The sequence below is a fragment of the Streptomyces sp. NPDC055966 genome (assembly GCF_042269865.1).
In the GTDB taxonomy this organism is placed as follows: domain Bacteria; phylum Actinomycetota; class Actinomycetes; order Streptomycetales; family Streptomycetaceae; genus Streptomyces.
Map to the genome: position 1 here is coordinate 1 of NZ_JBHJYK010000033.1, position 14100 is coordinate 14100.

Genomic DNA, 14100 nt, shown 5'->3' on the forward strand with positions numbered 1-14100 from the left:
CGACAGCCCGGTTCCGCACGCCAGCCGACATCACCAGGTTCCTCGACCCGGACAACCCCAAGATCAAATCAGCGTGTTGATTCCCGGCAAGCCCTTAGAACTCCTAACAGAATGGACCGCCCTCCAAGCCGCGCGGGGTGAGGCAAGGCGAGCGCGAAGGTAGATCACTACTCTGCAGGAGTGCTTTCATACGACGAGTTGACTTCCTCGGAGCGTGAGTTGTGGGACGCGTTCCCCGAGGGACGCCGCGTGGACTTGCGCACGGGTGCGCCCGAGGACGATCGTGTCGCCGCGGGTGGGCAATGGGGCCCCGGGCGGGCGGTTCGGGCTGCCGTGATCGTGGCGCTCCTCCTGGGCGCGAACACCACGCAACCGGGCGCCGTCGCATGCCTGAGGCTCACCGGGGCTCGGATATCGGGCCACCTCAACCTGGCCGGGGCGCAGCTCGGTCACTCCCTCTGGATCGAGGACTGCTGGTTCGATGAGCCGGTGAACCTTCTCGGGGCGTCGACGCAGACGCTCGTGATCACGGGCAGCCGGGTGCCCGGCATCGAAGCCGGGTCGGCCCGCATCGAGGGAAACCTCGACCTGCGGCGCTCGCTCGTGGAGAGCGGCGCTCCCGGACATTTCCACCACGACATTACCGCTTTGTCGCTCACCAACGCCCGCGTGACCGGCGGCGTGGTCCTCAACAAGGCTGAGATCAACGCGCCCGGAGGGTGGGCCGTGGCCGCCGGTGGCCTGGTTATGGAAGGAGGCGTCTTCTGCAAGGGCGGGTTTGTCGCGCGAGGCGAAGTGCGCCTGCTGGGGGCGCAGTTGCCGGGTGGGCTGTTCATGCAGGGCGCGCGCCTGGAACAGCCCGGCCCGCGCGGAGTGGCCCTCGCCCTGGACAACGCCGTGGCCTCGACGATCAACCTCTCCGGCGGGTTCACGGCGAACGGGACCGTACGGCTGCGGGGTGCCCGGATCTCGGACAATCTGACCTTCGAAGGGGCCACCCTGAACGGGCCACCCGATGGCAACGGCCCGTCTTTGGCCGCCCTGCTGATGCAGGCCGTCGACTTCGACTTCACCCTCGCCCGGCCACCGTCCGGCATCGTGGACCTGCGGGGTGCGCAGGTGTCCTACCTCCACGACAGCGAGCACAGCTGGCCGGACGTGGTGGAGCTGGACGGCTTTGTCTACGGCTCTATCAAGGTGGACGAGGCCGGCGAGCGGCGGGAGGCAGTGGGGCGGCGGGATTCCGTGGCCCACCGTGTGGCGTGGATACGACGCAGCCCGGGCTACAACCCCCAGCCCTATGAGCAGTTGGCGAGCTGGTACCGGAAGGCCGGCCACGACGACGACGCCCGCCGCGTACTCCTGGCCAAGCAGCGCCATCGGCGTCAAACTCTTCACCCGGCCGCGCGCGTGTGGGGGCACCTGCTCGACGCGACTGTCGGCTATGGCTACCGCCCCTGGCTGGCCGGCGTCTGGCTCCTCGCACTGACCTTGCTGGGCACGCTGTCCTTCGGTACTCACTCCCCCGACCCGGTCCAACGAGGCCAAGGCGCCCCGTTCCAGCCCCTCGTCTACACACTCGACCTCTTGATCCCCATCGGCGGTCTGGGCCAGCGCACGGCCTGGTTCTGGCCGAACGACAGCCTCCAATGGCTGGCCTACCTGCTGATCGCCTTCGGCTGGGTGCTGACGACCGCCGTCATCGCGGGTGTCACCCGCGCCCTGCAGAAAAACTAGCGAGCGACACCTGCGTTCAGGCGTCGCCAGCAGATCAGCGCGCAGCCGAGGGTGAGGAAGGCCTCATGGATATCGTCGCGTATCTCCCAGCGGATCCGCAGGCGGCGGAACCAGTGCAGGTGGGCGAACGCGCGCTCCGCGACCCAGCGGTGGGTGCCGAGTCCGGAGCCGTGCTCGGCGCCCCGGCGGGCGATCAGCGGCTTCACGCCGAGATCCCAGACCAAACGGCGGTACGTGTCGTGGTCGTAGCCGCGGTCGCCCAGCACCACGTCCGGGCGACGGCGGGGCCGGCCGCGCTTGCCCCGCACCGGCGGCACCGCTTCAAGCAGTGGGATCAGCTGGGTGACGTCGTTGCGGTTGCCGCCGGTCAAGGTAACGGCGAGCGGGATGCCGGTGGCGTCGGTGATGAGGTGGTGTTTGCCGCCTGTTCTGCCCCGGTCGACGGGGCTTCGTCCGGTCTTGGAGCCCCCCTTCAACGCACGGATGTGTGAGCCGTCGACGGCCGCCCAGGAGAAGTCCAGGGCGTTCGCGCTGCGGAGCTTGGCGAGGAAGACCTCGTGCAGCCGGGGCCACCTAAGATCATTTCGTGAGGAGTTCAAGTCCACCGATCATGGTGGAGCCAGAAGCATGGTCGAGGTTCATCGACGGCATTCAGCGATTGGCACCAGCCGGCTCGCCTGATCAGCACAGGCTCAGCGGGGCAACACCGGTGTAGCCCAAGACGAGTATCACGACTACGTGATGGCTGGACGCCCGGCGAACCTTGAAGTCGGCTCAGGCAAGACTTTCGTGACGGGCGGCGGATGGCGAGCAGGCGGCGGGTGACGGGTCGTCACATTCTCGTCACCGCCTCCCGTCACGACCGCCTGTGCGCCGAGCTGCGCGGAGGACGGCGCACCGCCGGCTGCCGAGCAGCGAGCGGGCTCCGGTCGGGCACGCGCGAGGCCCTTGGCCACGGCCTCGACCAGGACGGCGAGTCGTCCGGTACGGGCACGCGCCCAGGAACCACCAGGTGTGGTCCTGGTAGTCGAGGTACTTCAGGCCCGGCTCGCCGCGGTGTCGGTCGATCGTGTCGGCGATCCCGGAGACGAGCTGATTGCCCGTCAGGGGGGCGCCAGGGCCGCCCAGTTCGGTGCGGACGTGGCCGGGGCACATCAGCAGCAGGCTGTGCGCGGCGTCGGCGTACCGTGCGGCGTAGCTGCGCATCAGCTGGTTGAGGGCGGACTTGCTGGCCCGGTAGGCGTCCTGGCCGTCGCGGGTGTTGTGGGCGAGGCTGCCCTGCCGGGAGGACATCACTCCGATCGTGCCGTCCGCGACGACCAGCGGGCGCAGCACCTCGACGACGCGCATCGGGCTCAGCGCGTTGGTGACCATGACGTCGGTGAACATGTCGGTGGGGACGTCGGCGATCGACAGGTCGCCGCGCGTGATGCCGGCGTTGACGAAGAGCAGGTCGAGGCTGCGTCCGGCGAGCCGGTCGCGGAGCGCGTTGATCTGCTCGGGTTCGTTGATGTCCAGCTGCTCGACGGTGACCCGGCCGTCGGAGGCGTCCGCGAGGTCGTGCAGACCGGTGCGGGTGTCGCCGCGAACGGTGCCGACGACGTGCCAGCCGCGGCGCGCGTACTCGGCGGCGAGGCCGAGGCCCAGGGTGCGGGAGGCACCGGCGATCAGAGCGGTCGGGGCTGTGCTGCTCATGTGTCCACCGCCGGCCTGAGGACCTCCTCGCACCAGGTGCGGAAGGTGGTGGGGCTCGCGGTGTCCGCCGTGCGATGCACGCCGTTGTCGAGGCCCTCGCCCTTGGCGCGCATCATCGCGACATAGCCCTCGACGAGGGCCTCTCCCGTGCCGTGGCCCTGGAGCGCGGCGCGGAAGTCCTCCAGGGACTGCCGGCGGTAGCGGATCGGGCGGTCGAGGGCCTCGCTCATGATGCGGGCCAGGTCTGCGGCGGAGAGGTCCTCCGGGCCGAGCACAGGCACCTCGCCGGTGCCGGTCCACCTGCGGTCGATCAGCAGCCGGGCCCCGGCTGCGGCGATGTCGCGGGTGCTGGCGAAGGGGGCCTTGAGGTCGGCGGGGAGGGTGTCGGTGAAGACGCCGTCGTCGCGGATCGAGGCGGTCTGGCGCAGCAGGTTCTCCATGAAGCTGGGGTTGGCGAGGGCCCGGAGGGCGACGCCGCTTGCCGCGATCAGGTCGTCCATCGCGAGGGAGGCGGTGACCAGCCCGGCGCGGTCGGCGACGGGGGTGCCGCGGCCGAGCGCGGAGACACTGACGACATGGCCGACGCCATGGGCGGCGAAGGCTTTGGCGGCGGGGCGGGTGAAGTCGGCGTAGACGGCGTCCAGGGTGGGCGCCTGGCGGTTGGGCGGGGCGACCCAGAAGACGGCGTCGGCGCCGGCGAGGGCGCGGTCGAGCACGGCGGGGTCGCCGTGCGAGCCGGTGACGGCGTCGACGCGGTCGCGGACGGCGTCGGGGAGCCGGGCGGGGTCGCGGACGACGACACGGACCGGCTCGTCGGTCCGGTCCAGGAGGTCGCGAAGCAGCCGGCTGCCGATACTTCCGGTGGGAGTGGTGACTACGATCATGCCTTCGAGTCTCGGCCCGGGCGTTTCGGGCGTCCAATACCCTTTGCCCCCGCTCGATACCCTGAGGGCATGAGTCTCGATCTGCGCAAGCTCCGCTACTTCGTCGCGCTGGCCGAGCACGGCAATTTCGGGCGGGCGGCGCAGCAGTTGTTCATCGCCCAGCCGGTGCTCAGCCGGCAGATCAGGGCGTTCGAGCAGGAGTTGGGGTGCACGCTGCTGAACCGGACAACGCGCCGGGTGGAGCTGACGGCGGCCGGGCATCAACTGCGCGAGGAGGCGAAGGGCATCCTGGCGGCGGTGGAGGCCGGGCTGCAGCGCGTGCGGGACGCCGACCGAGGCGTGCGGCGGCTGATGGTCGCCTTCTCCCCCGGCCTGCATGTCTCGGAGGCGATCCGTGCCTTCGGGGAGCATCATCCGGAGGTGGAGATCGACGTCGTCCCGGCGCACTGGTGGGAGAAGGACCTCCCACTGCGCGACGGCCGTGCCCAGGTCGGCTTCCTGCGCCGCCCCTTCGACGACACGGGGTTGTCCACCGTCCCGATCGGCAGAGAACCCCGGGTGGCCTGCCTCCCGACCAGCCATCACCTGGCGAGCCGTCAAGAACTGACCCTGGCCGACCTGGACGGCGAGCCGGTCCTCGACACCCCGACCCGCCGCCGCACCACCTCCGCGGAGGAGAAGTTCGAGCTGATCGCCTCCGGCCACGGCATCGCCCTGGTCCCACTGAGCGTCGCCCGCACCTACTCCCGCCCCGACCTGACCCACGTCCCGGTCACCGACCTGCCCTCCGAGGAAACCTGCCTCGTGGCCCCCACCACCCGCGAACCGCTGGTCCTGGCCTTCCTGGACATCGCCACCACGGCGCTCCGCGGCGCCTAGCGTCCTGCGCCAGTAGTGGTTCGTCAGATGCTGTGTGACTTCTGCTGCTGGTGCGTCAGTTCCTCGTCGGGGTCCGAAGCTGGAGCCGTTGCTTTTGGCCGAGGACGGGCGTGTGGTGTTGGTTCGATGGACACGCCGGGCGAAGACAGCCCAGGCACTCGCTCTGCGGGCGCGGATCGTCTTGGCGTGCGCCGGCCCGTATGTGCCGCCGATCGTGGAGGTGTCCCGGAACTTAGGAGTGGCCGCGGCGAAACCCCGCGCTCCGCCCGGCGCGGCGTGACCGTCACGCCGGGCAGCTTTTCCCCCTGACCTCCTGGTCAGGGCCTTCGTGTGCTTGAGCAGGACCTTCTCGAACGGCTTCTGCCCGCCAGACGGCTCCGCAGCCAGCCCCGAGTCGTGACACGCAAGACGTCCAACTACCAGCTCAAGCGGGCTGAACACCATGTCTGGCCACAACCGACCCGCACCGGCGCACAAGCCAACCTCATCACAAGACCTCAACTCGCAGGCCCGCCATGCAACGGCATGGGGCCTAGTACAGGGCCTCGCCCATCGGTGAGGCGTCGCCGACGACGTAGCCGCGGATCGACGCCAGGTATTCATCACGACCCACCCAGCCGTCGCCGTCGGCATCCAGTGCGTCGAAGGCGGCGGCAGCGTTCCCGGGCGCGTTGTTCAGCGCAGTGCGCAGGACCGTGAATTCAGCCTTGTCCAGGGCGCCGTCCCCGTCGGCGTCAGCGAGGTCGAACAGTGAGCCCAGAGCGAACCGGCAGATGCTGTCGAACTTGTCGGCGCCGACCCATGCGTCGTATTCCTCGAAGGTCAGCTTCCCGTCGCCGTTCGCGTCCATCGCGCCCCACGCCTTGTGGGCTTCCCCGCGGGCGGCGACGACGAGCGGGTCATCCTCCGAGCGTGCCGTGGCCTGGACGGCCCGGTCCACCCTGGAGAGGTAGTCGTGCGCCGAGATGACCCCGTCCCCGTCCGCGTCCATCATGGCGAAGATACGCCCTCGCGCGACGGTGGCGGCTGCGGCGCTGGTACGGCTCACCGAAGATCTCCTCCTGCTCGTTTCCTGCTCGACTGAGACTCGTCCGGCGCTTGCTACCCGCCCTGTTCCAGCGTTCATGCGACCGCAGCCGGCCGTGCGGAGCCCGACGGGAGTGCAGGCGCCTGTGACCGCGCACGGCTCGGGCGAGCGCGGGTCATGCGCTTCGAGACGCCGGGTCATGGGATGCGCCCCTGGGGAAGCCAAAGGCCGTTGACGAGAGCAGGACGTACGGGAGGGAACATGTTCGGTAGGACTGGCGTCGCAGTGGCCGTGGGGTCTGTGATGCTGGCGGGATCGTCGTTGGTGTGGGCGCCGGCCGGTCAGGCCACGACGGGAGAGGAGGGGAGCGTCGGATGCATCGGGCATAGTGAGAGCCGGTATGACCCGCCGCTCACGCTCCTGGCCCGGCCGACCCATGTTCACGCGGACATCACGTACACCTGCGGTGCCCACGGGCATACCGTCCCCGCCACCGGCTCCTTCGACTCGGACGTACCGGCTGCTTCCTGTGTCGCCGTGTCCGGCGGAAGCGGGACGGAATCCGTCCGGTACGCCGACGGCGGCACGTCTCTGATCGTCTACGACAGCGCCACGACCCTCCGCGTCGCAGGAGTCCTGGTCGTGATCCAGCGGGGCCGGGTCAGCGAGGGACGTGGTCATGGGCATCCCGTGCAGCGGACCATCACCGGGCTGCCCCGCGAACTGCCCACGGAATGCCTCACATCCGGCCTGCAAGGAGGCGATAACGAGGTTCAGCTGGAGATTGAGCCGTAACTCTCGGGCCATAGGCAGGCGTATGCGAGCGAGCGCGGCGGTAGCCGTCTGAGGCGGTCTCCCGGGTGCGCACCGACCCGGCGCGGGCAAGGCCGCGGGCACTGGACCGGCAGTGGTACGACGGCGCGCGCCACCACCCGGCCGCCGGTCTTTCGGTGCGCAGCCTGAGCCGTCCGGTTGGCCGACCGGCCGCGGCTCGGCCGGGGACACTCGGTGTGCATACATGCCGGGCGATCTGCGCGGCGGGGCTGAGACTGGTCCAGCGGACCTCGTCGGCGGACCGGCAGAAGTCCAGCCCGTCACCGTGCGCGTGCATGATCGGGAGCAAGAACTCGGGCAACCCCTCGGCGTCCCGCACCTGCTTGCCGTCGGCGTGCGCGGCGACCCGGCACCGCCGACGGCAATCAGCCGCGGTGCCTTCCCGCCGAGCGGGCGCACGCCCGCCCGACCCCACGTTCCCGGCCCTCATCGCCCGCACGCTCTCCGACTCCACCGTCGACGAGCCAGGACAGCGAGCATGCGTTGCTCGCGCCGCCTTCGGTCGAAGCCTGTCAGGGCTGAACGTTTTCCAGGTCCTCAAGGAGGCCGGAGCGCGTCGGCTGCCATCCGAGGACGTCGCGGGTGCGGGCGCTGGACGCCGGCTGGTCCATCGCGAAGATCGGGCCGAACGGGCCGAAGTTTTCCTGCGGAACTTTTTCGACCGGCAGGCCCAGTCGCCGTCCGACGACTGTCGCGATGTCCCGCACCGTGTCGCCCTCGTCAGCCACGGCGTGCCAGGACGTCCCCGCCGGTGCGGACTCAAGGACCAGACGGAACAGGACCGCTGCGTCGAGCGCGTGCACAGCCGGCCAGCGCTGGGTGCCGTCGCCCGGGTAACCGGACACACCGGTGCGGCGCGCTGCATCGACCAGCAGTCCGGCGAATCCTCCCTGCCCCTCGTTGTGGACGGTGCGCGGCATGCGGACAGCCATGCTGCGCAGACCGTGCGAGGCGAGATCCAGCAGCGCTGTGACCGAACGGCCTCGACCGCCCACCGGTCCGTCGGTCGGCAGCGGATCGGTCTCGGTGGAGGCGCGACCCGGCACCCATGGCGTGCCCGAGACCGTGACAATCGGGCGGTCGCTCCCGATGAGTTCCTGCCCCAGCGAGGCGAGAGCGGCGCTCTCCTCGGCGATGGCCTGCGCAAGCGCAAGTGGACTGCTGTAGTCGCGTCCGAACGCCAGACTGATCACGCCGTCGCACTGTGCGGCGCCGGACCGCAGGACGTCGAGGTCCGCCAGATCTCCTCGCAACACCTCGGCACCCGCGCTCTTCAGAGCCTGCGCCGAGCCGTCCGAGCGAGCCAGCGCGAGAACGGTGTGGCCGTTGCCGAGCAGTTCGGCGACGACGGCGGAGCCGATGGTGCCGGTACCGCCCGTGATGAAGACGTGCATGAGCCCTCCCCGAAAGTGACGGGACTCTTGTCCCATCACTGACCCTACACCGGTGACGGGACCAAAGTGCCATCACTTATGCTGTTCTCATGGCCAGATGGCAACCAGGAGCGCCCCAGCGACTCGTCGTCGCTGCCGTCGACCTGTTCACCGAGCAGGGGTACGACGCCACCACGGTGACGCAGATCGCCGAGCGTGCCGGCGTCACCAAGAGCACCTTCTTCCGGTACTTCGCCGACAAGCGCGAGCTGCTGGTCGCAGGCCAGGAGACGCTCAGCAGGCTGCTCGCCGACGGCATCACCGAAGCACCTGCCGACGCCAGCCCGCTCCAGGCGGTGGCAGCCGGTCTGGAGCGCGCATCGAGCGCCATGGGGCCGGCGAACCGCGAACTCGGCCCCCGCATCAAAGCCGCCGTGGCAGCCAGCACCGAACTTCAGGAGCGCGACGCTCTCAAGAGCGTCGGTCTCGCAGCCGCCATGACAGCCGCGCTCATCGCCCGCGGTGTCTCCGACCCGACTGCGCATCTCGCGGGCGAGCTGGGAGTCCTCGCGTTCAAGCAGGGCTACGCCAAGTGGTCCGAAAGCGGTCGCGACGACACAGAAGAGCTCGCGCCTCATACCCTGGCAGCCCTGGAGGACCTGCGCGCGGCAACCGCGTCGCTGGGCTGATCGCTGCCACCTGATGGTTCCCCATCCGAGCCCTGCCGGCGCCGTGAGCGCCCCGCCCCGTGCCGCGTCACATATGCACGGTGGCTCTTTTCACTCTCGTGAGCAGAGCCAGGCACGGGTTCGTGCGAGGAAGGGACGGCCGCGGAGCTCCGTTCCCCGGGCACGCTGCGCCGCGGCAGGCGAGCGGAACGGCAGGCGGTGGCCGGTACGGCCCGTGGTACGGCCGGCCGGCGGATCCGTCGTACCTGTCGTATCCGTAGTGGCCCTCGTACCCGTCGAGCACGCAGGCCTCCCCCGAGTCCCACCCACTGAGAGATGAACGTGTCGTGGTCATGAAGCACTGTCCGCCGGAGTTCAAGGCGGACGCGGTCGCACTGTACGAGTCGTGGCCCGGCTTCTGTCAGCGCCGTCGGAGTGCACCGCTGCGGGCGGCCCGCCAGGCTGCCGGCGCCCCAGCTCGCCGCCCCGCGTGATCCACGGCGCCTCGGACGGCACCTACGGGCGTCCCCGGGATCACCGCTGGACTCCGCGAGAACGGCGAGGTGGTGAACCACAAGCGGGGCGCCCGGGTCATGCAGGCGGCCGGGCCGGCCGGTCTCCGCCTGCGCAGGACGCATCGCACCACCATCCCGGACCCCGCCGCGGCGAGGGACCGGACCTGACAGGCCGTAACTTCACCGCGGACGAGGTGAATCGGAAGTACGTCGGCCGCATCACTGATCTGCCGCTGGCCGGCGGGACGTTCCGCTGTCTCGCGACAGTGATCGATCTCTGCTCACGGCGCCCGGCCGGGTGGGCGATCGCCGCCACATGCGCGCCGACCTCGTCGTCGACGCCCTGAAAGCGGCCGAGCGGACCCGCGGCAGCCTCGCCGGCACCGTGATGCACACCGATCACGGGGCCCAGGGTGGATTCAGCCGGTCCTTCGCCGACGCCTGCCGCGAAGCCGGCGTCACCCGGTCCATGAGCGCGGTCGGCTCCAGCGCGGACGACGCACTCGCCGAGTCGTTCCACGCAACCTGCGAACGGGAGACCCTCCAAGGTCGCCGGGCCTGGGACACCGAGCGCGAGGCCCGCCTTGACCTATTCCGCCGGCTGCACCGCTACAACACCGTCCGACGCCACTCCCGCCTCGGACATCGCAGCCCCATCGCCTACGAGCACTCCGAACAACATCACCTACGCTGGCCGAAGCTGCACAACCCGTGTTCAAGATCAGGGGTCGAGGCCCGGGCTCGGCAGCAGCGACCCGGTTGCCAAACTACGCAGGCCGCCACAGCTCCCACTTCCCGATGCTCACCGGCCAGTTGAGCCGGTCGCCGGAGAGCGAGCGGCAGGAAAGTCGCGTCCGTGGAGCGCATCGGCTCGGCCATCGGTGCCGCCTGGGGCTCGGAGAAGCCCGGGGAAGAATTCATCGACACCATGGACCCGGCCGTTCCGGGAATCGTCGCCCGCACGGCGAAGATCCCAGGCGACTACATCGGACTGGCCTGGCAGCCGTAGGGAGCGGCCGCAAGACCCGGCAGCCGAACGGCCGCACGAGTCGACCGGAGACGGCCGCGGCCCCGCCCCGGGCGGCTGTCTCAGCGTCCTGAGCCCGCCGGAAGAACTCGGCAGAGCCGAGGACTTGGTGGAACGACTCGCGGCGATCGCGCCGCGCACGCCGCCAGGGTCAGCATCCGGCCCCGGTGCCGGCGCCAAGTCTCCAGCAGAACGTGGGAGAGCATCGGCAGCGCACCTGGCCGGGTGGAAATCGATGCCCCGGGTAGCTGAAGTGGACCAAGAATTTATCACGGCATTGGACCTAAATCATGCCCCAATCGTCACGTAACGTCGTTGTCGTGACAGCTGAATCATCCATGCCACAGACCCGGGTTGACTTCTACTTCGACCCCGCCTGCCCCTTCGCCTGGATCACCTCGCGGTGGATCCTTGAGGTGGAGGCCCTGCGCGACCTCGACGTCCGGTTCCACGTCATGAGCCTGTATCTCCACAACGAGGGCAACGAACTGCCCGACTGGTACCGCGACCTCGTGGACCGCTCCCTCGGCTTGGTCCGCGTCGCCGCGGCCGCGGCCGAGCACGACTCCGAGGAGGTGCTCCGCGACCTCTACACCGCCTTCGGCACCCGCATTCACCACAAGAAGATGGAGGACTTCGACGCGGTCGCCGTCGAGTCCCTGCTCGACCTCGGGCTCCCCGGGGGCCTCGCGGAGGCAGCGCGTTCGACCGAGTACGACGCTGCCCTCCAGCGCAGCCACGACGCGGGCAAGGATCCTGCGGCGGGCGGTTACGTGGGCACGCCCACGATGCACATCGACGGAACGGCCTTCTTCGGCCCGGTGATGAACAGCATCCCGCGGGGCGAGGAGGCGGCGCGGCTCTTCGACGCGGTCCGGACCCTCTCGGCGCACCCGGACTTCTTCGAGCTGAAGCGGGAACGGACGGGCAGCCTGCGCTTCGAGTGAGTGGCCGGGGAGAGCGGGCCGGAGGGCCGACGGAAGTCCGCCCCCGGCCGGCCAGTTGGTGTCTGTTCACGCCGGGACCGGATGGCTCGGCCGAGGTGGGGATCGAACAGTGGGTGACTATTCCTGGGTGCACCGCGCCGATGACGTGGACTTCGATGAGCTGGCGCATCTGTACCGGATGGCGCCGTTGGGCGACAAGCCTCCCGAGGCGCTGGCAACGGTGTTCGGCAACAGCATGTTCGCCTGCTTCGTCTACGCCGACGGTGCGCTCGTGGGTGCGGGCCGGGCCCTCGCGGACGGCGTGGACTGCGCCTACATCGGCGATGTGGCGGTGCATCCCGACCACCAGGGACGGGGCTTGGGCTCCCGCATCATGCGCAAGCTGGTAGAACTCGCCCAGGGCCACAAGAAGATCATTCTCTACGCCAGCCCGGGTACCGAGGCCTTCTACAGCGGGCTCGGTTTCCTGCCCATGAAAACCGCGATGGGGATCTGGCGCGATCCGGCCCGTGCGATCGAGATCGGCCTGCTCGATGGGGAGCACAGCCAGTCGTGATCCGCGTGAAGCGCGCCGCGGAAACCACACACCAGCTGGTTCCGCTGCAGGTCAGAACCAGATGCGGTCCTTCTCGGATCTCAGTCCCTGGCCTGCCTGCCCCCACGGCTGGTCACGCAACGCCTGGCGCACCACGCAGACCATCGTCGAGACGGTGACCGCCCGTTCCGGCGTTGGCGTCGACGAGGTGCGCCTGCGCCTGACCGTGGAGATCTTCGTTGCCGCCTGGCACACGGCGTCCCTGCACTGGACAGCACAGGGCGGCCGCGGTGGCCGCGACGGCCTGATGAAACTGGTCGAGGAAACCTTCGCCATGATCCCCGACGCACTCACCTGCTCCGCCTGACGAACCTATATCCCAGGAAAGGCAGCTCAAGCCGTCGCGCCATGCGCGCCGGCTTCTCGGCATGTCCGCGCGCCCATCGGACCGCCGATCGACGCATGGTCCACCGGGCTTCGGTCGCCAAGGCATTTGTCACCGGAATGCAGCCCACCGGTGAGGAGTCGACAAGGCTAGCCGGGTTCATAAGGGACACGATCACTCCTCTTGACTGTGACGGGGCTGCATCGGTGCGGGCGCCGGACCACGGCCCGGACCTGCCGGTTGCGCAGGGGGGGCGAGCCGGGGAAGTTCTCAGAAGACCTCGGAACGGTCCGCCACCGGGCCGACCTGCTCCGTTTCGCCCCTCTGCCTCTTCTCCTCGCCGCGGTGCGCGTCCGCGGCCTCGGCGCCGGCCCGCGCGGTCCCGGAGCGCCAGTGTGCGTCGGTTGCCCAGACGATCAGCGCGCAGGTCGCGAACGCCGCCCCGAGGAGGCTGGAGGCGGCCCAGCCGTGGGAGGTGAAGACGGACGTGGTGGTGGCTGCGCCGAGGGCGGAGCCGAGGGAGTAGAAGACCATGTAGCCGCCGGTGACGCTGCTGGTACGTTCCGGATGGACGGCCGTGAGCAGGTGCTGGTTGCTGACATGCACGACCTGGACCGCGAAGTCGAGCACCACGATGCCGACGGCGAGCAGCCACAGGGACCAGGACAGCTGCGCGGTCGCGGCCCAGGAGGCGATGAGCAGCACCAGCGCGAGACCGCTGATCGGGATCGCCCGTCCCGCGTCCGCCCACCGTCCCGCACGCGCCGCGCCCAGTGCGCCGGCGAGTCCGGCGATGCCGAACAGTCCGATCTGGCTCTCGCTCAGGTGCCACGGTGCGTGCGCCAGCGGCAGGGACAGGCCACTCCACAGGGCGCCGAACGACGCGAACAGGAAGAACGCGATGAGACCGCGCGTCAGGAACAGACGCTGCCCGAACAGCCCGCCGAGCGAGACGACGGCCTGTCGGTAGCCCGCGGGCCGGCGGGAGCCGTCCTCGGGCGGCAGTGCGCGCAGCACGAGGGCGGCGAGGGCGAGGGCGAGCACGCCGAGTACGGCGTACATGCTGCGCCAGCCCCACACCTGCGCGAGCACGCCGGTGACGAACCGCGCGCCCAGGATGCCCACCACCACGCCCGACGTCACGACACCGATGTTGAGTCCGCGCTCGGCCGGCGGCGAGACCGTCGCGGCGTAGGCCACCGTGGTCTGCACCACGACCGCGAACATGCCGGCCAGGGCGAGCCCGGCGAAGGCCGTCCACGCGGCCGAGGCCGCGGCCGTCACGAACAGGCCCGTCGCGGTGACGGCCATGTGCACCGCGATGAGCCGGCGCCTGTTGGCGACCACGTCGCCGAGCGGCACGAGCAGCACCAGACCGATCAGATAGCCGAACTGGCCGGTGGAGACGATCCACCCGGCGTGCTGTGCGGACACCCCGAGACTGTCCCCCATGGGCGGCAGCACCGTTTGCGCAGCGTAGATGCTCGCCACCGCGACACCGCACACGGTCGCGAGGAGTAACCGTCGCCAGACGTCCATCGCACTCCTTACCAAAATGAGTAGCAAAGTGAAACCAATTCGACCGTAGGGCATG

The 14100-nt window shown here is 69.9% G+C and carries 12 protein-coding genes and 4 pseudogenes; 8 read left to right on the forward strand and 8 right to left on the reverse strand.

Annotated elements, in window-relative coordinates; genetic code table 11:
• Positions 1–180: 180 nt before the first annotated feature.
• A complete protein-coding gene (locus ACFC8N_RS43625) occupies positions 181–1737 on the forward strand; it encodes an oxidoreductase (protein WP_376295255.1) in 1557 nt (518 codons plus the stop codon).
• Here the strand turns inward: ACFC8N_RS43625 and ACFC8N_RS43630 are convergent.
• The 3 genes and pseudogenes from ACFC8N_RS43630 to ACFC8N_RS43640 all read right to left on the reverse strand — a co-directional run.
• Positions 1734–2309 (reverse strand): annotated as a pseudogene (locus tag ACFC8N_RS43630) (IS5 family transposase); the annotation flags it as partial. The gene ACFC8N_RS43625 and the pseudogene ACFC8N_RS43630 overlap by 4 nt on opposite strands.
• 445 nt (positions 2310–2754) lie before the next feature.
• Positions 2755–3432: pseudogene (locus ACFC8N_RS43635) on the reverse strand (SDR family NAD(P)-dependent oxidoreductase); the annotation flags it as partial.
• Entirely contained in the window at positions 3429–4316 is an 888-nt protein-coding gene (locus ACFC8N_RS43640) for an NAD(P)H-binding protein (protein ID WP_376295257.1), read from the reverse strand. The gene ACFC8N_RS43640 and the pseudogene ACFC8N_RS43635, both read right to left, overlap by 4 nt.
• Before the next feature lie 69 nt (positions 4317–4385).
• Here ACFC8N_RS43640 and ACFC8N_RS43645 point away from each other — a divergent pair, with 69 nt between their 5' ends.
• Positions 4386–5195: a LysR family transcriptional regulator gene (locus tag ACFC8N_RS43645; RefSeq protein ID WP_356038569.1), complete on the forward strand. Its 810-nt coding sequence runs from the start codon at positions 4386–4388 to the stop codon at positions 5193–5195.
• A gap of 532 nt (positions 5196–5727) precedes the next feature.
• Here ACFC8N_RS43645 and ACFC8N_RS43650 read toward each other — a convergent pair.
• The 3 genes and pseudogenes from ACFC8N_RS43650 to ACFC8N_RS43660 all read right to left on the reverse strand — a co-directional run bounded on the left by ACFC8N_RS43650 (position 5728) and on the right by ACFC8N_RS43660 (position 8450).
• Positions 5728–6243, reverse strand: a complete 516-nt coding sequence (locus tag ACFC8N_RS43650; RefSeq protein ID WP_376295259.1) for an EF-hand domain-containing protein — start codon at positions 6241–6243, stop codon at positions 5728–5730.
• 1003 nt (positions 6244–7246) lie between these two features.
• Positions 7247–7461, reverse strand: a pseudogene (locus tag ACFC8N_RS43655) (NAD(P)-dependent oxidoreductase); the annotation flags it as partial.
• 107 nt (positions 7462–7568) lie between these two features.
• Complete coding sequence (locus ACFC8N_RS43660; protein WP_356038575.1) at positions 7569–8450, reverse strand: SDR family oxidoreductase; 882 nt, start codon at positions 8448–8450, stop codon at positions 7569–7571.
• Between the two features lie 89 nt (positions 8451–8539).
• Here ACFC8N_RS43660 and ACFC8N_RS43665 point away from each other — a divergent pair, with 89 nt between their 5' ends.
• The 3 genes from ACFC8N_RS43665 to ACFC8N_RS43675 all read left to right on the forward strand — a co-directional run bounded on the left by ACFC8N_RS43665 (position 8540) and on the right by ACFC8N_RS43675 (position 10621).
• Positions 8540–9118 (forward strand): TetR/AcrR family transcriptional regulator, encoded by a 579-nt coding sequence (locus ACFC8N_RS43665; RefSeq protein WP_376295261.1) that lies wholly within the window; start codon positions 8540–8542, stop codon positions 9116–9118.
• Positions 9119–9928: 810 nt separating this feature from the next.
• Positions 9929–10429, forward strand: a complete 501-nt coding sequence (locus ACFC8N_RS43670) for a transposase (protein ID WP_376295263.1) — start codon at positions 9929–9931, stop codon at positions 10427–10429.
• 39 nt (positions 10430–10468) lie between these two features.
• Entirely contained in the window at positions 10469–10621 is a 153-nt protein-coding gene (locus ACFC8N_RS43675) for a hypothetical protein (RefSeq protein ID WP_376295264.1), read from the forward strand.
• Positions 10622–10770: 149 nt separating this feature from the next.
• On the opposite strand, the pseudogene ACFC8N_RS43680 reads toward ACFC8N_RS43675, so the two are convergent.
• Positions 10771–10860 (reverse strand): annotated as a pseudogene (locus ACFC8N_RS43680) (hypothetical protein); the annotation flags it as partial.
• 117 nt (positions 10861–10977) lie between these two features.
• On the opposite strand from ACFC8N_RS43680, the gene ACFC8N_RS43685 reads away from it, so the two are divergent.
• The 3 genes from ACFC8N_RS43685 (at position 10978) to ACFC8N_RS43695 (ending at position 12488) form a co-directional block, all read left to right on the forward strand.
• Complete coding sequence (locus ACFC8N_RS43685) at positions 10978–11586, forward strand: DsbA family protein (protein WP_356038601.1); 609 nt, start codon at positions 10978–10980, stop codon at positions 11584–11586.
• 109 nt (positions 11587–11695) lie between these two features.
• A complete protein-coding gene (locus tag ACFC8N_RS43690; protein ID WP_356038582.1) occupies positions 11696–12142 on the forward strand; it encodes a GNAT family N-acetyltransferase in 447 nt (148 codons plus the stop codon).
• A 61-nt stretch (positions 12143–12203) separates the two neighbouring features.
• Complete coding sequence (locus ACFC8N_RS43695; RefSeq protein WP_376295266.1) at positions 12204–12488, forward strand: hypothetical protein; 285 nt, start codon at positions 12204–12206, stop codon at positions 12486–12488.
• A gap of 288 nt (positions 12489–12776) precedes the next feature.
• Here the strand turns inward: ACFC8N_RS43695 and ACFC8N_RS43700 are convergent, their stop codons facing one another.
• Positions 12777–14045 (reverse strand): MFS transporter, encoded by a 1269-nt coding sequence (locus tag ACFC8N_RS43700; protein ID WP_376295268.1) that lies wholly within the window; start codon positions 14043–14045, stop codon positions 12777–12779.
• Positions 14046–14100 lie beyond the last annotated feature (55 nt).